Source organism: Peribacillus sp. V2I11 (genome assembly GCF_030817135.1).
Taxonomy (GTDB): domain Bacteria; phylum Bacillota; class Bacilli; order Bacillales; family DSM-1321; genus Peribacillus; species Peribacillus simplex.
The window spans coordinates 251,588-270,834 of record NZ_JAUSYW010000001.1 but is presented as its reverse complement, the minus strand read 5'-3'; the positions used below and the strand labels follow the sequence as shown (position 1 = coordinate 270,834).

Annotated in this window: 19 protein-coding genes and 1 pseudogene; 19 read left to right on the top strand and 1 reads right to left on the bottom strand. The window is 38.4% G+C overall.

The features are described 5' to 3' along the window. The first annotated feature begins 41 nt into the window (after nucleotides 1–41). The 3 genes from QFZ73_RS01250 (at nucleotide 42) to QFZ73_RS01240 (ending at nucleotide 2,148) form a co-directional block, all read left to right on the top strand. Nucleotides 42–230, top strand: coding sequence for a twin-arginine translocase TatA/TatE family subunit (locus tag QFZ73_RS01250; protein WP_251433953.1), 189 nt, complete (start codon nucleotides 42–44; stop codon nucleotides 228–230). A gap of 52 nt (nucleotides 231–282) precedes the next feature. Beyond that, nucleotides 283–1,032, top strand: coding sequence for a twin-arginine translocase subunit TatC (tatC, locus tag QFZ73_RS01245; protein ID WP_373458898.1), 750 nt, complete (start codon nucleotides 283–285; stop codon nucleotides 1,030–1,032). Nucleotides 1,033–1,371: 339 nt separating this feature from the next. Further along, nucleotides 1,372–2,148 (top strand): DeoR/GlpR family DNA-binding transcription regulator, encoded by a 777-nt coding sequence (locus tag QFZ73_RS01240; RefSeq protein ID WP_307262064.1) that lies wholly within the window; start codon nucleotides 1,372–1,374, stop codon nucleotides 2,146–2,148. A gap of 425 nt (nucleotides 2,149–2,573) precedes the next feature. Here QFZ73_RS01240 and QFZ73_RS01235 read toward each other — a convergent pair. Then, nucleotides 2,574–3,922 (bottom strand): annotated as a pseudogene (locus QFZ73_RS01235) (IS3 family transposase). A 104-nt stretch (nucleotides 3,923–4,026) separates the two neighbouring features. Between QFZ73_RS01235 and QFZ73_RS01230 the strand changes: the two are divergent. The 16 genes from QFZ73_RS01230 (at nucleotide 4,027) to QFZ73_RS01155 (ending at nucleotide 19,219) form a co-directional block, all read left to right on the top strand. Further along, nucleotides 4,027–4,377: a hypothetical protein gene (locus QFZ73_RS01230; protein WP_307262062.1), complete on the top strand. Its 351-nt coding sequence runs from the start codon at nucleotides 4,027–4,029 to the stop codon at nucleotides 4,375–4,377. 423 nt (nucleotides 4,378–4,800) lie between these two features. Continuing rightward, nucleotides 4,801–5,628 carry a MerR family transcriptional regulator gene (locus QFZ73_RS01225; protein WP_307262060.1) on the top strand — a complete coding sequence of 276 codons (828 nt, stop codon included), beginning with the start codon at nucleotides 4,801–4,803 and terminating at the stop codon, nucleotides 5,626–5,628. Nucleotides 5,629–5,758: 130 nt separating this feature from the next. After that, on the top strand, nucleotides 5,759–7,246 hold the full coding sequence (locus QFZ73_RS01220; RefSeq protein WP_307262058.1) for a UbiD family decarboxylase: 1,488 nt from the start codon (nucleotides 5,759–5,761) through the stop codon (nucleotides 7,244–7,246). Between the two features lie 55 nt (nucleotides 7,247–7,301). Continuing rightward, a complete protein-coding gene (locus tag QFZ73_RS01215; RefSeq protein ID WP_063236062.1) occupies nucleotides 7,302–7,877 on the top strand; it encodes a non-oxidative hydroxyarylic acid decarboxylases subunit B in 576 nt (191 codons plus the stop codon). A 36-nt stretch (nucleotides 7,878–7,913) separates the two neighbouring features. After that, nucleotides 7,914–8,375 (top strand): pyridoxamine 5'-phosphate oxidase family protein, encoded by a 462-nt coding sequence (locus tag QFZ73_RS01210; protein WP_307262056.1) that lies wholly within the window; start codon nucleotides 7,914–7,916, stop codon nucleotides 8,373–8,375. Nucleotides 8,376–8,653: 278 nt separating this feature from the next. Further along, nucleotides 8,654–9,487 carry an alpha/beta fold hydrolase gene (locus tag QFZ73_RS01205; protein ID WP_307262054.1) on the top strand — a complete coding sequence of 278 codons (834 nt, stop codon included), beginning with the start codon at nucleotides 8,654–8,656 and terminating at the stop codon, nucleotides 9,485–9,487. A gap of 241 nt (nucleotides 9,488–9,728) precedes the next feature. Continuing rightward, nucleotides 9,729–10,400 (top strand): cyclase family protein, encoded by a 672-nt coding sequence (locus tag QFZ73_RS01200; RefSeq protein WP_307262052.1) that lies wholly within the window; start codon nucleotides 9,729–9,731, stop codon nucleotides 10,398–10,400. A gap of 30 nt (nucleotides 10,401–10,430) precedes the next feature. Beyond that, nucleotides 10,431–11,150 (top strand): carboxymuconolactone decarboxylase family protein, encoded by a 720-nt coding sequence (locus QFZ73_RS01195; protein WP_307262050.1) that lies wholly within the window; start codon nucleotides 10,431–10,433, stop codon nucleotides 11,148–11,150. A gap of 21 nt (nucleotides 11,151–11,171) precedes the next feature. Continuing rightward, nucleotides 11,172–11,861, top strand: a complete 690-nt coding sequence (locus tag QFZ73_RS01190) for a CoA transferase subunit A (RefSeq protein ID WP_307262048.1) — start codon at nucleotides 11,172–11,174, stop codon at nucleotides 11,859–11,861. Further along, a complete protein-coding gene (locus QFZ73_RS01185; protein ID WP_307262045.1) occupies nucleotides 11,854–12,486 on the top strand; it encodes a 3-oxoacid CoA-transferase subunit B in 633 nt (210 codons plus the stop codon). The genes QFZ73_RS01190 and QFZ73_RS01185 overlap by 8 nt, the downstream gene beginning before the upstream one ends. A 20-nt stretch (nucleotides 12,487–12,506) precedes the next feature. Further along, nucleotides 12,507–13,622, top strand: a complete 1,116-nt coding sequence (locus QFZ73_RS01180) for a muconate cycloisomerase family protein (protein WP_307262043.1) — start codon at nucleotides 12,507–12,509, stop codon at nucleotides 13,620–13,622. 77 nt (nucleotides 13,623–13,699) lie between these two features. Further along, nucleotides 13,700–14,038, top strand: a complete 339-nt coding sequence (locus tag QFZ73_RS01175) for a DUF3870 domain-containing protein (RefSeq protein ID WP_063236054.1) — start codon at nucleotides 13,700–13,702, stop codon at nucleotides 14,036–14,038. A gap of 4 nt (nucleotides 14,039–14,042) precedes the next feature. After that, entirely contained in the window at nucleotides 14,043–15,236 is a 1,194-nt protein-coding gene (locus QFZ73_RS01170; RefSeq protein WP_307262041.1) for a thiolase family protein, read from the top strand. Between the two features lie 26 nt (nucleotides 15,237–15,262). Next, the gene (locus QFZ73_RS01165) at nucleotides 15,263–16,075 is read left to right on the top strand and encodes a dioxygenase family protein (protein ID WP_307262039.1); all 813 of its coding nucleotides are present in this window, start codon (nucleotides 15,263–15,265) and stop codon (nucleotides 16,073–16,075) included. Nucleotides 16,076–16,300: 225 nt separating this feature from the next. Next, nucleotides 16,301–17,668: an MFS transporter gene (locus QFZ73_RS01160; protein WP_307262037.1), complete on the top strand. Its 1,368-nt coding sequence runs from the start codon at nucleotides 16,301–16,303 to the stop codon at nucleotides 17,666–17,668. 207 nt (nucleotides 17,669–17,875) lie between these two features. Beyond that, complete coding sequence (locus QFZ73_RS01155; protein ID WP_307262035.1) at nucleotides 17,876–19,219, top strand: MFS transporter; 1,344 nt, start codon at nucleotides 17,876–17,878, stop codon at nucleotides 19,217–19,219. Nucleotides 19,220–19,247 lie beyond the last annotated feature (28 nt).

Genomic DNA, 19,247 nt, shown 5'->3' with positions numbered 1-19,247 from the left:
GTTTTAAAGGAATTACAAAATATAAATACCGGGGGGAAGTTATGCTTCAAAATATTGGAATGCCAGGATTGATGCTAATTTTAGTGATTGCCCTTATTATTTTCGGTCCTTCTAAATTACCCGAAATAGGAAGGGCATTTGGCTCTACATTAAGGGAGTTTAAAAAGTCTACTAGAGACCTTGTAGCAGATGACACTAATGCAGATGTGACCAATAAGAAAGAAAACTAATCAAATGAAGAGGGGATGTAGGATCTGTCTTACATCTTTTTTTCCTGGAGTGATGAAGTTGGAAAATCAAAAAACGAGCATAATTAAGCACCTTGAGGAGTTACGTAAACGTATTATTATCACTTTATTCGTTTTCCTGATGTTCCTCGTACTTACATTTATTTATGTTCAAGATATTTATAATATCATAGTTAAAGATTTGCCGTTTAAGCTAGCTCTGTTAGGGCCGAGTGATATCATAATCGTTTATTTGATTATTGCAACCGTCGTTTCCATCACGGCTACTATACCGTTTGCTGCGCTCCAAGCTTGGCTGTTTGTACGTCCAGCGTTAACACCAAAAGAACGGAAAGTTACTAGTGCCTATATTCCAGCACTATTTATTCTATTCATATTAGGAATCAGTTTTGGTTACTTTATTGTATTTCCTCTTGTTCTGAATTTTTTAACGTCTCTATCAAACGACATGTTTACTACTTTCTTTACAACGGAGAAATATTTCCGATTTATGCTTCATATGACATTGCCTTTTGGATTTCTGTTTGAAATGCCCGTTGTTATTATGTTTTTAACAAGTTTAGGAATTATAAATCCATACCGTTTGCAAAAAATCAGGAAATATTCTTACTTTATTTTAATAGTTATTTCAATTTTGATTACTCCACCGGACTTTCTATCAGATATCCTAGTAACAATACCTTTATTACTCTTATATGAAAGCAGTGTCAGCTTATCTAAACTCGTATATAATCGACATCACAGGGAAACAGAAGGTAAAAAAGAGATGTATGAATCAGTCTAAAAAGGGCCTAGCACTTGTCCTCAAGTAAAATGGAATATTCTCAGGTAAAGGGACTTAAGACGGTATAATCTCCATTTTAAGGGTAATGTTTTTTCATACCCGCAATACACCTTTCCTATAGTCGGGATATAAATACCTATAATTCAGTGGGCTTTTACCAAGATGTTTAATCCCTGGCTGACTATCCCGATTTGGAATTCTTTTAACAAAATATATTGTTTACTGTGTTCAGTATTTACTAACAATCCACCCTCGAAAGCTTAATTATCCTTAATATAATTCATGTTTCGTTGTGATAAAACTTGGATTAACTTATAATTAAATCTACGAGGTGAGATCATGCTACAGGATGAACGACTAGACGCCATTGTTCAATATTTAAACGAACATGAACGGATTGATATTGAAACAATTTGTAAAATAAATAATGTATCTAAAGATACGGCCAGAAGAGACTTAATAAGCTTAGAAGAGAAGAGGAAGATCATTCGGATACGGGGTGGGGCGAAAAGGGCTCTGCTTTCCAATGAAGTCCATAATTATGGTGAGCGTATGAACATGGCATCGGAAGCTAAAGCTAAGATCGGAAAATTTGCAGCTTCTTTGATAAACAACGGGGATCATCTTATTTTGGATGCCTCTACAACAGTTCAATTTTTAGCTAAATATTTAACGAGCCGGAACAACACTGTCGTGACTAATTCGATTAACATTACCAGTGTATTAAGCCAAAGAGAAGATATAAAAGTTAATTTATTAGGTGGAACATTAAGCACTAGACATCAAGCCATTTATGGTTCAAGAGCCATTAGAGATGTACAAGATTATAAGGTGAATAAATGCATCATCGGTACTTGCGGAATATCCTCTGAAGGACTGTCAACTTCCATCGAGGAAGAAGGCCTTCTCGTTCACGAAATGATTAAGCGTTCTGACCAGGTCATTGTGATTGCAGATTCAACGAAATTCAATAAAACTTTTTTTCAAAAGGTATGTGACTTAGACTCCGTTGATATAGTGATTACAGACAAAGAAGTACCAAAAAACATGCAGGAAATCCTAAATAAACATGTGGTAGAAGTGATTGTGGTTCCAGGTCATGAGGGAGACTATTGAGTAATAGAAAAATGGGTTCGGTTTTAAAAGCTACTCCCTAGATATATCAAAATATCAGTTGTCTTTAAAATTCCCGCTTTTTAAGCTAACCTGAACAATCAATACATGGGGCATTAACTGCTTGTGATGGGTCAATCTGTTATGCACCGAATGGGGTAAACTTATTTGAGAATCATAAAAAGATACTCGAGGGTCTTAGTTTGAGAAAAAAGGTGTAAAAATGAATATTTACCAATAGTTTACATACCGCTGATTATATTCACTAAAAACAGCCGTTTATAATGCGTAAATAGAGAATATACGACAGCCTGAAATAGTGTTGAGCGAAAAGCAACAAGATATGATGGTGAAACACGTTGAAAAAATAATTCATGTAAAAGAGCGCCCAAGTGAAGTGAACCCAAAAAGTTAGACACTTTATTTACTTAGGCAGCCTTGAGGGCATGAACCCGGTAATCTACCGGGCTCATGCCTTTTAATTTTACCTTGATTCGTTATAATTGTAGTAATGGATATATTCTTCTAGTTCTTGTTTGAAATGCTCCATGCCTTCAAATTCTTGAAGATAGAGTAATTCGGATTTTAATAAGCCAAAGAAGTTTTCAATGACCGCATTATCGAGACAATTTCCTTTGCGGGACATGCTTTGTGTAATGTTATGTTTTTTCAAATCTTGCGAGTATTGTTTCATCTGATAATGCCAGCTCTGATCTGAATGGAGAATGGGTGAATCTTTCGATTCCAAGCGATCAAAGGCTTTATCCAGCATTTTGGAAACGAGCGGATAAACAGGACGAGATTCGATATTATAGGCGATGATTTCTCCATTAAACAGGTCTAGAATGGCCGATAAGTATAGTTTCTCCCCAGCTAGATGGAATTCTGTGACGTCTGTCACCCATTTTTCATTGGACTTTGCCGCCTTGAAATCACGTGCTAGAATGTTGGGCGCAATCTTGCCGATGTTCCCTTTGTACGAACGGTATTTCTTCATGCGAACCAATGACTTCAATCCTAGTTCATTCATCAATCGGAGAACTGTTTTATGATTGATGCGAGCACCTCGGTTACGTAATTCTAGGGTGATATGCCGATACCCATAACGCCCTTTATGCGTATGGAATATCTCTTTGATAAGGGATTTAATTTCTGTGTATTTATCCTCACGCCCGAAGGCGTTTACCCAAATAATAGTACGTACTCCGTGCCATTTTAGAAATGGATAGAAGCAGATTTAAATCAAATTGTTTCCTTAGTTCATGGACTACTTTCGCTTTTTCTTTCTTTGTAAGGCTGCCTTTTCTTGAACTAAGGCATTCAACTTTTTTAGATAGGTATTCTCTGCACGTAAGTATTCTAATTCGGCAAGAAGTGCTTCTTGAGAGCCATTAGCTGGCGATTTTTTCTTAGTTTTTTTTTTCATGGATAGACGCCCCTTTTTCTTTGGTTTAAGGGCGTCTATACCTCCTTCCTGAAACTGATTTGCCCAATTCAAAAATGTAGAATCGGAAGGAAGGTTATAGAGTACAGCGGTCTCGTTGATCGATGCCCCATATTCGTTCATATATTTAAGTACTTCTAGTTTAAAGGGCAAAGTGTAATTTGTATAGGATGAAACAAGTCCCTCCATCCCATGTTTTAGATAGCGAGCGACCCTTCTTTTCAGAGGGGATAAACCTACATTTCTTTCTTGAGCAATGGATTTATAGGATTTTTTCCCTTCTAAGTACTCTAAAACTGCATTTGATTTTTCGTCTATCGTATATTTAGTCAAAAAAACTGCACCTCCAATTGTTAGATGTTATCTAACAATTGGGGTGCAGTTCAAAGAGGTGCTCGTTTTTTAGTAGATAGATTGATGAAGTTCTTATTTAAGTTATGAATGCAAAAATTGAACTTTATAAAGAAATTGGAGGTAGTTTTGTAATAGCATCCCCTCAACCGTCTGGTGTAGGATGTTTTTTATTGATAGCAGGCGATCCGAATAATCCGGCAGTCGGATTAACAATCGATGATCCATCTTATACCTTTCAGGACAATCGTGTGTATTCTACTCGTTTTACATCTCCTTCTACTCCGCCAGTTCCGAGTGTTTTTAAAATTGTTGTTTCTTTTGAGTTAACAGATTACCTGATTCAACCTATTTATTCTTCTAATCATCCGGTTTTTACAATCCAGAAGGATTACAATTTATTTTCGATATCTACGGTGCGCCAGCCAGCTGTATAGAACCTCCACCAACAGCCACTCAATCATTTATGTAAATAAAGCTGGTAATGATGTTACTGCTGACGATAGAAATCCATTAATCCTTAAGCGACGGAACCCCATGACTTAGTATTTTTTATACTCAATTTGAAATTTAATACTAGTGAATTTCATTTGCTCACTTATTGCCTATAAACGAAGAAGTTGATATGATCCAGTATTTTCGATAGACAGGGTGTTTTAAATTTCATTCATTTTAAATGGGAAAATGATAAAGTTAGGGGAGGATAGATGTTGTCTTTCAAACTGACCCTCTCCAATCGGTTGTGCTGCCGTATGGAAGGAGGGAAATCAAAAAATTAATAAATTAAATTATGGTAGTTAAAGTAAATGTAAGACTTAGGAAGAACATTACAAAAAAGGCTTTACGGAGGAGGAACACATGTGGGCAATTACTTATCAATCAGTGAAATGGCTTCCATTCACAGTATCTCAAGGCAAACACTCATTTATTACGATAAAATCGGATTATTTAAACCTGTACATATAGATGAACATGGTTATCGATATTATAGTGCAGTTCAGATTCCGTTTCTAAGGGAAATTTGCTTTTTGAAGTCGATTGGCATCAAACTGAATGATATTAAGGACCATATAGGAAATCGGAATTTAACCACTGCCATGTCACTTTTGGAATTTCATCAAGAATTCATTGATAAAGAAATAAATGCCTTGATGAATACACGTACATTTATTCAACAGAGATTAATGAAATATTCAGAAGCCAAAAATATTAAAAGTGAATTGGATAAACCAATTATAGAAGAATTTCCTGAAAGGCATGTCTTATTTATACCATTTGAAAATGAATTGTGCCGAGAAGAATTACATTTAACGCTGATGAAAGCTTGGAATGTATTAAGTAAGCATGAGATGCTTCCGTCAGAGGGATTTGGCACGGTTATTTTAAAGGATAAACTTGGAACGGATGATGTTTTCGAGGGTGCGGGAATATATACTTCATTACCCTTTATAGATCCTGATATGGATAACATGATGACGTTGCCTGCTGGGCAATATGCATGTGTGTATAAATATGGAATGCCATATAACATTGAGTTTTTAAATGAATTGGTTCAATGGATCAGTGAAAATCAGTATAGAATTGTAGGGGACGTCGTGGACGCTTGCTTATTGGATACGACCTTTTACGAGAATGATAATAGTGTTGATTTTTGTCAGCTGCAAATCCCTGTAAAGAAAATTACTTGAATTTTCAAATATCCATTGACTGTATAGTAGAAATACACTTTAGAATATCAGTAGTAACCGATAACATATAGGTTATTTGAATTTGAATGATACATAGGATACTGGTCATAAAGTGATAGGGGGATTTTTTATGTCTGAAAAAATGAATAAAGTGATAGATTTACGTTCTGCCTTGGAACTACTGAAGTCCATTCCAGGACAATTGATTGAAACGGATGAACCAGTCAATCCCCATGCTGAATTATCTGGGGTTTATCGTCATGTCGGTGCTGGCGGAACAGTAATGCGTCCAACAAAAATTGGACCTGCCATGGTTTTCAATCATGTATTGGGACATGAAGATTCAAGTGTGGTGATTGGACTTTTAGCCAGCCGGGAAAGAGTCGGCCTCATGCTGGATACAAAACCGGAGCGACTGGGGTTCCTTTTAAATGAAGCTGTAAAAAATCCGATTGATCCAATCACCATTTCAAATGATAAAGCGAAAGCTCAAGAAGTGGTTCACTATGCAGAAGATCCGGATTTCGATATCAGAAAGTTAATACCTGCGCCTACGAATACAGAGGAAGATGCAGGCCCGTATATCACCATAGGTATGTGCTATGCCTCCGATTCGGAAACGGGTGAATCTGATATAACGATACATCGTTTATGTTTACAAAGTAAAGATGAGATGTCCATGTATTTTGTTCCTGGCCGCCATTTAGAAGTTTTTCGTGAAAAGGCTGAAAAAGCAGGAAAACCGTTACCAATTTCCATTAGTATTGGTGTTGACCCTGCTATTGAAGTCGCTGCTTGTTTTGAAGCACCTACGACTCCCCTTGGCTTTAATGAGTTGAGTGTTGCAGGGGCGATCAGGAAAGAAGCGGTAGAATTGGTCCAATGCTTGACCATTGATGAAAAAGCTATCGCGAATGCTGAATATGTAATAGAAGGGGAATTGGTTCCCGGAGTGCGCGTTCGGGAAGATCAAAACACCAATACTGGAAAAGCAATGCCGGAATTCCCTGGTTATACAGGTTCAGCTGTTGCGGAACTGCCTCTAATCAAAGTGAAAGCTGTAACGCACCGTGTCAATCCAATCATGCAAACAGTTATTGGTCCAAGTGAAGAACATGTGAATATGGCTGGCATTCCAACTGAAGCAAGCATTCTGCAAATGGTGGAAAAGGCCATGCCAGGCAAATTATTGAATGTTTATGCCCATACTTCAGGAGGAGGTAAATACATGGCTGTTCTTCAATTCAAGAAAAGTCAGCCAAGTGATGAAGGTCGCCAAAGACAAGCTGCACTATTGGCGTTTTCTGCCTTTTCTGAACTTAAGCATGTATTCATAGTGGATGAAGATGTGGATCCCTTCGATAGTAATGATGTTTTATGGGCGTTAAATACTCGTTACCAAGGTGATGTTGATACGGTTTTCATTCCTGGAGTGCGCTGTCACCCGTTAGATCCTTCACAAGATCCCGCATACAGCCCTGCCATTCAGGAAAAGGGGATTTCCTGTAAGACCATTTTTGACTGTACAGTACCGTTTCATTTAAAAGATGAATTTAAAAGGTCTGAATTTAAAGAGGTAGATCCAAGGCGATTTGTGCCTGGATTCTCCAATGTATAAGTTCTCTATATTTTAAAGTTTCGATTCAATGACTAATGAATAAGGAGGGGAATTAATGAAAATCATTGTTGGGATAACAGGAGCGACTGGAGCCATTTTCGGAATTAGGATTCTTCAGATGCTTAAAAGCAGTGAAGTGGAGACCCATTTAATCATGTCCCCTTGGGCACATGCCACCATTCAACATGAAACTTCATATTCTGTTAAAGACGTGGAAGGATTAGCTGATCATTCCTATTCTTACAAAGATCAAGCCGCAAGAATATCAAGTGGATCTTTCCGGGTTGATGGCATGATCGTAGCACCTTGCAGTATGAAAACACTAGCTTCCATTCGCATGGGACTAGCGGATAATTTATTAACGCGATCTGCTGATGTCATGTTGAAAGAAAGAAAAAAATTATTACTAATGACAAGAGAAACCCCTCTAAATACGATTCATTTGGAGAATATGATGGAGCTTTCCAAAATGGGGACTATTATATTCCCTCCGATGCCAGCCTTCTATAATCATCCTGAGAATGTTAACGATATCATTGATCATCTGGCTTATAGGGCGTTAGATCAATTTGAAATCGATGCTCACGGTGCGAAACGGTGGGACGGAATGAAATATCGCACCAAAATATAACAGATTGATAGTGAATTAAAGAAAAAGGTGGAAAAAATGAATGGGATGGAAATGCCAGTAGAGGTATTCGACTTGTTAAATGGTAAAGAACTTGTTGACAAGCAGCATGAAGCCATGATGCTGTTGACGGTAAGTGAAGAAGGATGGCCACATACTGCTATGATTAGCGTGGGTGAGGTCGTAGCGATAAGCAGGAAGGAATTAAGGATTGGCCTATGGCCGGATACTTCGACTACAGCCAATGTCATTCGTACCCATAAAGCTACACTGGTTTTGTTGTGGAAAGGTAAAGCCCAATATATTCGACTTTCATTAGAGAGATTAAAAGAGCTGCCAAATGCACGGTACCAAAGAGAAAGATTCCACGCCAAAATAGTAGAGGCACGGGAGGATATTGCTAAGTATGCTGAAATAACCTCTGGAATTAAAATCGACTTGAAAAACCCTAAAGAAATTGTTGAACGGTGGAGTGAGACCATAGAGGACCTCCTTCAATAAAATTCCCAGGTACCAACTTTAAGTTACTAAGAAATCAAAATTATCAAATTATAATTGAAAAAATTAGAACTTCATGTAAAATGGAATCATTACATGTATTTAAATCTTGCCTATTCATTAATCATTAAAAAAAGCCCTTTTTTAATGAAAATTAATGAACTGACTGGCTATCTTAAATTCTCTATCAAGTTACCTTGATGGTGAAGTTAAGATAGCTTTTTTTATTAAATATGTAGGCTGGTTTATGTTAATAATCATGGAAATGAAGGAGTGTCACTATGGAAATGTATGTAAAGGAATTGGGGAATCAAAGAATCCAAATTGCAGATTATCCTGGAACGAAAGGGCCAATCATCGCCATACATGGTTTAACGGGTAATCATAAGCAAATGCATTATTATGCAGAAATGTTAAAAGGCAAGTACAGAGTCATTTCGATTGACTTGAGAGGGAGGGGAAATAGTTCAAGGGCAGATGTGCAGTCTTCTCTATTCAAACATGCAGAAGATGTAATTGAGTTAATTCAAGAGCTAAAGATTAAAAATCCGATTTTAATCGGGTATTCAATGGGAGCCTTCATCTCAAGCGTTGTAGCCAGCAAGTTAACCTCGGTACAGGCCCTGATATTATTGGATGGTGCGGCCACTTCCTCTCAACAACAAAGGGACATCGTACAACCATCACTAGGACGATTAAGTAAAGAATATGAATCTCAAGAAAGCTATATTGCAGAAATTAAGGGAATCTATAGCCGTTTGGGTATCAAATGGACGGATCATCTGCAAAGTGTGGTGGAGTATGAGGTTCATGAAGTGGATGGTCACTGGGAGAATAAATCATCAGAAGATAGCATTCTTACAGATTTCAATAGTTTTTATTCTTTTGTCCCTAAAGAAGTTTGTAGACAAATTTCCTGTAAAACCTTATTGGTTTATGCCAGTGGGAAAATAGGGGATTTTCCTCCATTATTTTATGAAGAAGCCTATGATGATACGAAGAAATATACACCTGATATCGAAACGATCGTTTCAACTTGTAACCACTATACAATGGTGTTTGAAAATAGGGCGGAGATTAACGAAGGAATAAAATCTTTTTTAAAACGAATTTGATTTTTTTTTAAGAAATATTAAAAAAAATATTGTAATTAACTGAAATTAGTGTAATATTATGAATATATAATAAACTTAATTATTGCCTATTCATTAGCTATTAAAAAATAACCTTTTTTAATAACAACTAGTGAACAACTGGCTACCTTAAACACCTGCTGTCAATTATTGATAGTAATGTTTAGGGTAGCCATTTTTGTCGTGATAATGTAAACGCTTAATGAATTTGGGGGTTTTATCGTTGAAAATCATTGATTTAACATTGGAACTTTACGATGGTCTAGTTACGAATAATGATTTACCTGCAATAGGGATTAAAGATGAACCTCTTGAACATAAGGGAAAATATGATTCACTTCCTAAAGGCTATCGTTCCAAGTTGATTTCTTTTTATGACCATAGTGGGACACATGTGGATGTGGCTTCACATTACTCAGAAAACGGGGAGTCGGTTGATACCATCAATCTGAAGAATATGTTTGGGGATGCCCTCATACTGGATGTAAGCATGTTAAAAGCGACACATGAACCTGTTACGAAAGATTTACTTGAAGAGGCGGAACTTAGGCAGGGAGTATATGTTGAAAAAGACGATATCGTCCTCATCAGGACATGGGGGAAATCATGGGGGGAAGAAGGCTTTTTTGAAGCGCAGGCATTAGATGATAGTGTGGCCCAATGGTTAATTGAAAAGCAAATACATATTGTCGGGTTGGATTTGCCAAATGCCGATTTGAACCAAGATTCAGAAAGCAGATTTCATCAAAAATTACTGAACAATGATATTTATATCGTTGAAAATCTAGTGAATCTGGAAAAATTGCCTAAGCATTCTCGTTTTCTTTTTTTTCGGGATTCCTTTAAAACTAAAAAATGCAACAGCCTCACCTATAAGAGCACTATCGATACTTGACTCGCAATTAATTTAAAGAGGTGCAGACGAATGAGCGAAGGATTATTGTATTTCAAAGAAGTTTATGATGTGGTACCAGGCTGGGTGCAAAAAATGCACGATTATAGCCCTGATGCTCTTGATCACTATACCAACTTGCGCAGTAACATCATGCAAGAGGGAGCCTTGACGAAGAAGGAGAAAGATATATTACTGGTAGGCATGAATGCTGCGAGGTTGTATGAACGGAGTATGGTTTACCATACAAAAGGGGCAATGGATGGTGGAGCAACATTACCGGAACTGGTGGAACACCTAATAGTTTCATACTTATATAACGGAACTAAGGCATTAAAAACAGGGATCAAGTCTTTGGAATATGCCCTTACACTTAAAGGCATTCGATATCCAGAAGTAAGTGGCCGTAAAGAAACAGTTGAAGAAATCCTGCTTTATATGATTGAGTTATTAGGTGATGAGGAGACGGGATTCGTCTCGAATGTTTTGAAACTGGTTAAATCGGAAGACCAAAACTCCCTCAAAGATTATATATTAAGTGATTCAGTCGTTTCAAAAAGGCTAAAACATATCCTGATGACAGGAATATTCATTACGGAATTAAAAGGGAAACAGGTTGGGGAATGGATGGAGGCGGCAAGGTTAAATGGCGCTTCGGAAGAACAATTAGCGGAGGTGGGACTAATTTGCTTATTGACTGCTGGAATTCCTGCTTGGTTTGAGGCAAGTGATTCATTAATTGAAAATAAGTAACGTGAGATTGGTGGGGAAAACATGACGAAAGTACATCAGGATATAGAAGCAGCTTTATCTTGTGTGAAGAACGGTCATACATTAATGGTAGGTGGATTTGGCTTGATCGGTGCCCCTCTTACATTAATTGATGGTTTGGCCAAAAAGGATGTAGCAGGCTTGACAGTAATCAGTAACAATTTAGGCGAGAAAGGGAAAGGTCTGGGAGTTCTACTGAGCCAGAAGAAAATAAAAAAAGCGATCGGTTCTTATTTTACAAGCAATCGTGAAATTGGGGAGTTTTACCAACGTGGTGAAATTGAATTAGAACTATTACCACAGGGGACATTAGCGGAATGCATTCGTGCTAGCGGTGCTGGCATAGGCGGTTACTATACGAAAACGGGTGTAGGGACCGATTTAGCAAAAGGAAAAGAAAAAAGGGAAATAAATGGGGCTACATATATTTTTGAACCTGCCATAAGAGCAAATGTAGCTTTGATCAGGGCATGGAAGGCTGATACGCTTGGTAATCTTGTTTATTATAAAACGGCTCGAAACTTTAATCCGGTTATGGCAACAGCCGCAGATGTCGTAATTGCAGAAGTGGATGAGATAGTTGAACCTGGAGAACTCTCGCCAGAGGAAATTGTAACACCGCATCTATTCGTCGATGGAATTATTAAGGCAAAGAAAATCCTGACGAAGGAAGGTGTAAAAGATTATGGGTGAAAAAGAATTAATGCAAAATATGATAGCAAGACGCGCGGCAAAAGAATTGACGGGTCCTTGTATAGTGAACCTTGGAATCGGGATTCCGACCTTGGTTGCAAAATACATTGATGATGAAAATGTTTTTTTCCATACGGAAAATGGATTATTAGGGGTTTCAGAAGTGGATGAAGATAAAATCGATCCCAATTTAGTTAATGCAGGCAAGTTACCAGTAGGGGAATCGATTGGTGCATCATTTTTTAATAGTGCAGAATCGTTTGCAATGATCCGTGGAGGACACATTGATGTTGCTATCTTAGGTGTTTTGCAGGTAGGTCAAACCGGGGAAATTGCAAATTGGGCGGTACCTGGCAAGAATATCATGGGTGTTGGAGGAGCGATGGACCTGTTGGTTGGCGCAAAAAAAGTGATCGTGACAATGACACATACAAGTAAGGAAGGTAAAAGTAAAGTTTTAAATGAATGCACCTACCCCATTACTTCCACTAGAAGCGTTGACTTGATCATCACCGAGTTGGCTGTCTTTGAAGTTATTGACAAACAGTTGAAACTGATAGAATTAATGCCCGGTGTAACGATCGAAGAAGTAAGAGCAAAAACAGAAGCGAATTTTATCTATTAAATGTTAAAAAGGTGGATTAAATGAAAATACGTTCAGTTGATGTATACATTATTGATTTACCCATAATTCGTCCTCATCAGCTTGCCATGCATACGATCGTGGAACAAACGATCATTCTGGCCCGTGTCATGGATGAAGAGGGTGCGGAAGGTTGGGCAGAGGTGGCGACAATAGGCGGGGCTTCATATGGTGAGGGGACGCCTGAGGCAATAAAAGTGAATATTGATACATATATTGCCCCACTTATCATTGGTAAGAACCCCGTCCATTATGACAAAATCATGTATGAAGTTTCACTAAATGTTAGAGGAAATAATTTTGCGAAGGCTGTCGTTGAATCAGCCATGGTGGATTTAGTTGCTAGAAGGAGAAATATCCCTGCTTATGAATTATTCGGAGGGCAAATTCATAAATCATTGCCGGTGGCATGGACTTTGGCAAGTGGTGATACGAATAAAGATATCGAAGAAGCGAAAGAATCCTTACACCAAAAACGTCATAATATCTTTAAAATGAAAATTGGCAAAGGTAATCCATATAAGAATGTGGAGCATGTATTGAAAATTATTGAAGCCGTAGGAGATCAAGCACGCATTACGGTTGATGTTAATCAAGCATGGGATGAAACAACGGCTACGTATTGCATTGAAGCTTTACAGGAAGGTGGGGTTTCCATGGTCGAACAGCCGCTGCCAGCTTGGGATAATGAAGGAATGTCAAGATTGACCGATCGTTTTAAGGTCCCGATCATGGCCGATGAATCATTGAATACTTTACAAGATTCATTCCAAATAGCTAAACATAGAGCAGGTAATTCATTCGCCTTGAAAATATGTAAACATGGTGGAATGACCCAAACGAAAAAGGTGGCTGCAATTGCTGAAGGTGTAGGTTTTGGTTTGTATGGCGGAACGATGATTGAATCATCATTAGGAACGGCCATTTGTGCACAACTTTATTCAACCATTCCAAAATTCGAATTCGGTACTGAATTATTTGGACCGTTGCTTTTTAAAGAAAATATCACGCTAAACCAAATTAAATATGAGAATTATGAAATAATCATCCCGGATGGGCCAGGATTTGGCATGGAGATAGATATGGAAAAAGTAAAACATTTTTCAAGAGGTCTTTAATTAATATAAACTGGAAAGGGGATTATGGAACACCCACACTAGTTTATGCAAGTAATCTTGAGAGGATGTAGTTTTATATGGGACAGCCAACATTATTAATCACGGCCTATGCGAAGGCACCGCAAAATACGAGCATGTATGAAAATTATAAATACGCTGGGATGGTACTTGAAATCCATAAGGAAAGTCACATTATCATTAATGCAGAATTTACGTTTTTAACAACTTTGGCCCAGGATTTTTTTAAGCGAATGATAGTTGGTTTCGATTTTAGTAAAGATATTGATTCCTTAATAGAGAATATTAAAACGGACTTTTTAGCTCCATCGCAGCAGTCGGTGATTGTTGCCTTGAAAATAGCTCACCAAAGATATAAGGATAGTTTAGAAGAAAGAAATAAAAATAGCAGGGGGTAGAAAATTGAGCAATGTAGTTATTATAGACTCTGTTCGCACCGCTATCGGGAAATTAGGGGGAGCATTGGAAAATGTTCCTGCCGATTTCCTGGCAGCTGCTGTCCTTGATGAAGTGGTCAAGAGAGCGGATATTCCTAAAGAGAGTATTGATGAAGTGATTATGGGACAAGCCAAACAAAGTTCAGACGCGTCAAATTTGGCAAGAGTTGCATCGCTCCGGGCAGGTTTTCCTGTGGAAGTACCAGGTTATACCGTTCACCGACAATGTGGATCCGGCATCCAGGCGATCAACTCTGCAAGTCAACAAATACAGTGCGGATTCGGAGATGTAATCATTGCAGGTGGAGCGGAATCAATGAGCACGGCTCCATACTATATGAGAAATATCCGTTTTGGGTTGAAATCAGGCAATGGACAGTTATTGGACCCGAATACGGAAAGCCAGCCAGGTTCACAGCCCATTGAAGATTACGGTATGTTAACGATGGGAATGACAGCAGAAAATCTGGCTGAAAAATATTCCATTTCAAGGACTGAACAAGATGAATTTGCTTTAAGGAGCCAAGAAAATGCAAGACGGGCAATTTCTACTGAAATATTTACGAAAGAAATCGTTCCCTATCAAATTAAAACGAAAAAGGGTGAAATCGAATTTAATGTGGATGAGCACCCAAGAGAAACCAGTCTGGCAAAGTTGGCTAGTTTAAAACCGGTTTTCAAGAAAAATGGAACGGTAACCGCTGGAAATAGTAGTGGAAGGAATGATGGTGCATCCGCTCTGATACTTATGTCGGAAGAAGCAGCAAAAAGGCGTGGTAAAAAGCCGAAAGCAAGAGTGATTGCTCAAGCGGCAGCTGGCGTATCACCGAATTTCATGGGGCTCGGGCCTGTCAACTCTACCTTGAAAGCGCTTCAAATGTCAGGGTTGAAACTGAATGATATTGATTTAATTGAACTGAACGAAGCCTTTTCTGCACAAGCTTTGGCAGTAATCAAAGAATTGAAGCTTGATATGACTAAGGTGAATCCTAACGGCGGTGCCATTGCCATGGGACATCCAATTGGTGCCACTGGTGCCATTTTAGCAACCAAATTGATACATGAGTTAGAAAGAACCGGAAAAAGATATGGGCTAATCACACTATGTATCGCAGGTGGATTGGGAATCAGTACCATTATTGAAAATATACAGATATAAAAACTGTAAAAATTGGAGGAAGTATTATGAAGAATCAAAAAGTAATCGACGTTTATAATGGATTGGTAGTTAAATTCAAGGAATTAGTTAGTGAATATGAAATTGATCATAATGACTATCAAGCTCTTGTTGATTGGATGGATCAATTAGGCAGGGCAGGGGAAATTCCGTTGTTTATGGATGTTTTCTTTGAAACTCATGCACTTCAAGAAATGTATAAAAGTGTAAAAGGAACTGAACCTACTATTCTAGGACCATATTACATTGAAAATACGCCAGTCGTTCAAAATCCCGGAGTGCTGCCACAACGTGAAAATGAACCAGGTGACGCCCTTTACTTTTCAGGATCAGTGAAAGATGTTAATGGAAATCCGTTGGCTAATACCAAAATCGATATGTGGCAGGCTGATACAAATGGTGAATACTCATACTTCGCTGAAGGTATTCCAGATGATAATTTACGTGGTGTTTTTTATACGGATGCGAATGGTAATTTTGAAATTAAAACAGTTGTACCGGGTAATTATTCAATTCCAACAGATGGGCCTTCTGGTCAGTTCTTAAAGTGGATTGATCATCATTCATTTCGTCCAGCACATTTGCATCTGTTGTTTCAACCAGAAAATGGCGATAGATTAGTAACACAAATATATTTTGAAGGCGATGAATATTTAGAAAATGATGTTGCACAAGGTGTTCGCGGAAGCTTAATTACGAAGTTAGATAAACATTCCGGTGCAGAAAAAGGATTGAAAAATGATTATTATACGGCTCATTTAGATTTTGAACTTAGATTACAAGATAAACCTGTTTTCAATAAAGCTGTCGTGAAAAACTAATCATCCCTAAGAATACGCAGGCAAATATTCTCGAAAAAATAGTTAGTAAATATACCTATGAATCCAACGAAAGTGCCTAAGTGCGTACTGAAAATGAAAGTAGTTTGCTAATGAAATAATTCCACTCTTCGTTATCTGATTTTTCTGATTTTTCCGAGTTCCTATTTTGGAACTCGGAAAATACATTCGAAACGGATATTTTTTTAAAATGATGGGAGGCGGAAAATGCGTAGTGTAGTTGCTTCGGATATCATTGCTGCCAGTAAATTTAACCGCTTTCATTTACTTGTTTTTCTTTGGTGTTTTTATGCCATCGCTTTCGACGGGTATGATATTGCGATGTATGGTGTGGGTTTGCCTTGGATGATGGAAGAGTGGGATTTAACTTCCATTCAGGCAGGGGCAGTAGGCAGTTATTCCTTATTCGGCATGATGATGGGTGCCCTGATTTTAGCACCGATTGCAGATAAATATGGGCGGAAAAATGTTCTCGTTATTTGTATGATTTTGTTCAGCGTATTTACCTTGGGGGCAGGGATTGCACCTAACCTCACATGGTTCACCGTCATGCGTTTCATGGCGGCAATTGGCATGGGAGCCTTGATGCCGAATGTCATATCGCTAATGACTGAATATTCCCCAAAACAAAATCGGACCATCATTGTAGCTGCGATGTATTGTGGCTACTCAATCGGTGGAATCATGGCATCATTAGTGGGAATGTATATCATTCCTTATACGGATTGGCGTGTATTGTACTTTATTGGAATTTTGCCATTACTTACACTTCCAATATTCATGAAGCAGTTTCCTGAATCCCTTTCCTACTATTTAGTGAAGAAGGAAATTAGCAAGGTTGTTGAAATCCTCAATAAAGTCAAACCAGAAGGGGATTTTAAAGAAACAGATGATTTCAGGCTTAGTGAAGCTGTACAGAGGGGGAAAGGATCTCCAGTAAAAAAACTATTTACGAACAAACGGGCATTCAGTACGATTTCCATATGGGTGGCTGTGTTCTGTACATTGATGATGGCTTATGGATTAAATACATGGCTTCCAAAAATGATGCAGGATTCCGGATTCAGTATCACCTCAAGCCTTTCATTTAATCTGGTTTTATGCCTTGGTCAAATTGGAGGTTCCTTAGTAGGCGGTTATTATGCTGGGAAAATGGGACATCGTAAAATTCTTGTTACACTATTCTTAGTAGGGGCCGTTACCTTTGTCGCATTGAGCGCTACGACTAATACTGTCGGAGTATATATACTGATATTTGTGGGGGGTGCCTGTACTGTGGGTGCCATGAACTTAGCCAATCCGTACATCACAGAATATTACCCCCGTGAAATCCGTACGACGGGTATGGGCTATTCGCAAGCTATAGGCAGGATTGGCTCAATTATCGCTCCTACTTTAATTGCCTTTCTTCTGTCAACAGGCATGAATCCAAAGGTGGCTTTTGCTACATTTGCCCTGCCAAGTATTATAGCAGCGATCGGTTATATTCTGGTCCAAGAAAAATATGGATCTTTTGACAGGGTAGTCAAGGAGGATAATGAAGAGGTAGAATCAGAGAAGACTGTAACTATCTGAAGAAATGATTCACAATTCAAAAAACAATCCCCAAGTTGCTTAACTTTGCAACAAGGGGATCTGCTATCAATGTTCCTAGGGGCTGCTCTTGAAAATATTAAACTCAGATTGATAAGTAATTGCAGGAAACATATAAGCTTTTATGAAATTTCAATAAAATTAGTAGAACGATGTACTAATGTTGGGCATTAGGTTAGGGGGAAAATATTGAGCTCAGAATTAAAGGCAATAATAGAAGATCGAACACCGGAACTGGTAACGGACAGATCAAAAAAAGGAAAACAGAAAACTGTTCGATGGTTTATCTTATTTCTAATTGCTTTAGTCACTTGTATAAATTACATCGACCGTGCCATCATTTCGCTTGCGGCTCCGAATATTCAATCCGATTTACAAATAGATCCGGCATTAATGGGAATCATATTTTCCGTATTTGGCTGGAGTTATACCTTCTCCATGTTATTTAGCGGCTACTTTCTTGATAGATTTGGTCCTAGAAAGGTATACACGGTTTCCCTCATTTTTTGGTCTGTATTTACATTCATGGTAGGAACCGCGAAAAGTATATCGTCACTGATTACATATCGCATAGGACTGGGTGCCTTTGAATCTCCCTCCATACCTACTAATGCCTGGTGTGTATCCGAGTGGTTTCCTAAAAAAGAACGTGCCACTGCGGTAGGGATTTATACGGGTACCCAATATATTGGGTTAGCCTTCCTGACTCCAGTTTTTACTTGGATCATCATTACCATTGGATGGAATTACCTTTTTTATATTGCCGGAATTATAGGGATTCTTATTGGATTTGTTTGGTATGGATTCTATCGGAACCCAAGGGAACATAAGCGGATTTCTCAGCAGGAGCTAAACTATATTAAAGAAGGCGGAGGGATGATCGGTACCGAAGAGAAGCATCCTTTCTCCTGGAAACGGATTGGCCAACTGCTTAAACACCGTCAAATTTGGGGAATGTTCATCGGGCAATTTTCCATTCAAACTACTTTGTTTTTCTTTATGACTTGGTTTCCCTCCTATTTGATTGATGAAAAGGGAATGACGATGTTAAAAACCGGAATTTATGCAAGTATCCCATACATAGTAGCGATACTAGGAACTCTGATTGGCGGCCGATGTTCCGATTGGATGATAATACGCGGGTTATCAACCGGAATGGCACGGAAACTGCCCATTATTGTCGGATTGTTACTTTCTTGTTTGATACTCGGGGGGAATTATACGGATTCACCAAACATAGTCATCACCTTTATGGCAATAGCATTCTTCGGACAGGGGATGGCATCAACGGTTACCGGTGCCCTTTTAGCTGATATTGCCCCGAAAGGGATGGTAGGACTAACGGGTTCTTCACTATATTTTGTAGCTAACATTGGCGGGGCGTTATCTCCGTTGATCGTCGGTTTAATCATTAGTGCGACACATTCTTATGCAGCAGCGCTAACCTTCATATCCGTAGTGGCCCTAATTGGCGCTTTTGCTTATATCTTTCTTCTCGGAAAAGTCCAGCGTATTGAAATCACTGAATCATAAAAATAAAAAGGAGAAAGGCGGAATTTCA

What these genes read in the sequence shown, in the direction of transcription:
- QFZ73_RS01250 (WP_251433953.1), top strand. Translation starts at nt 42, where the DNA reads ATGCTTCAAAATATTGGAATGCCAGGATTGATGCTAATTTTAGTGATT.
- tatC (WP_373458898.1), top strand. Translation starts at nt 283, where the DNA reads ATGAAGTTGGAAAATCAAAAAACGAGCATAATTAAGCACCTTGAGGAG.
- QFZ73_RS01240 (WP_307262064.1), top strand. Translation starts at nt 1,372, where the DNA reads ATGCTACAGGATGAACGACTAGACGCCATTGTTCAATATTTAAACGAA.
- QFZ73_RS01230 (WP_307262062.1), top strand. Translation starts at nt 4,027, where the DNA reads ATGAATGCAAAAATTGAACTTTATAAAGAAATTGGAGGTAGTTTTGTA.
- QFZ73_RS01220 (WP_307262058.1), top strand. Translation starts at nt 5,759, where the DNA reads ATGTCTGAAAAAATGAATAAAGTGATAGATTTACGTTCTGCCTTGGAA.
- QFZ73_RS01215 (WP_063236062.1), top strand. Translation starts at nt 7,302, where the DNA reads ATGAAAATCATTGTTGGGATAACAGGAGCGACTGGAGCCATTTTCGGA.
- QFZ73_RS01210 (WP_307262056.1), top strand. Translation starts at nt 7,914, where the DNA reads ATGAATGGGATGGAAATGCCAGTAGAGGTATTCGACTTGTTAAATGGT.
- QFZ73_RS01205 (WP_307262054.1), top strand. Translation starts at nt 8,654, where the DNA reads ATGGAAATGTATGTAAAGGAATTGGGGAATCAAAGAATCCAAATTGCA.
- QFZ73_RS01195 (WP_307262050.1), top strand. Translation starts at nt 10,431, where the DNA reads ATGAGCGAAGGATTATTGTATTTCAAAGAAGTTTATGATGTGGTACCA.
- QFZ73_RS01190 (WP_307262048.1), top strand. Translation starts at nt 11,172, where the DNA reads ATGACGAAAGTACATCAGGATATAGAAGCAGCTTTATCTTGTGTGAAG.
- QFZ73_RS01185 (WP_307262045.1), top strand. Translation starts at nt 11,854, where the DNA reads ATGGGTGAAAAAGAATTAATGCAAAATATGATAGCAAGACGCGCGGCA.
- QFZ73_RS01180 (WP_307262043.1), top strand. Translation starts at nt 12,507, where the DNA reads ATGAAAATACGTTCAGTTGATGTATACATTATTGATTTACCCATAATT.
- QFZ73_RS01175 (WP_063236054.1), top strand. Translation starts at nt 13,700, where the DNA reads ATGGGACAGCCAACATTATTAATCACGGCCTATGCGAAGGCACCGCAA.
- QFZ73_RS01165 (WP_307262039.1), top strand. Translation starts at nt 15,263, where the DNA reads ATGAAGAATCAAAAAGTAATCGACGTTTATAATGGATTGGTAGTTAAA.
- QFZ73_RS01160 (WP_307262037.1), top strand. Translation starts at nt 16,301, where the DNA reads ATGCGTAGTGTAGTTGCTTCGGATATCATTGCTGCCAGTAAATTTAAC.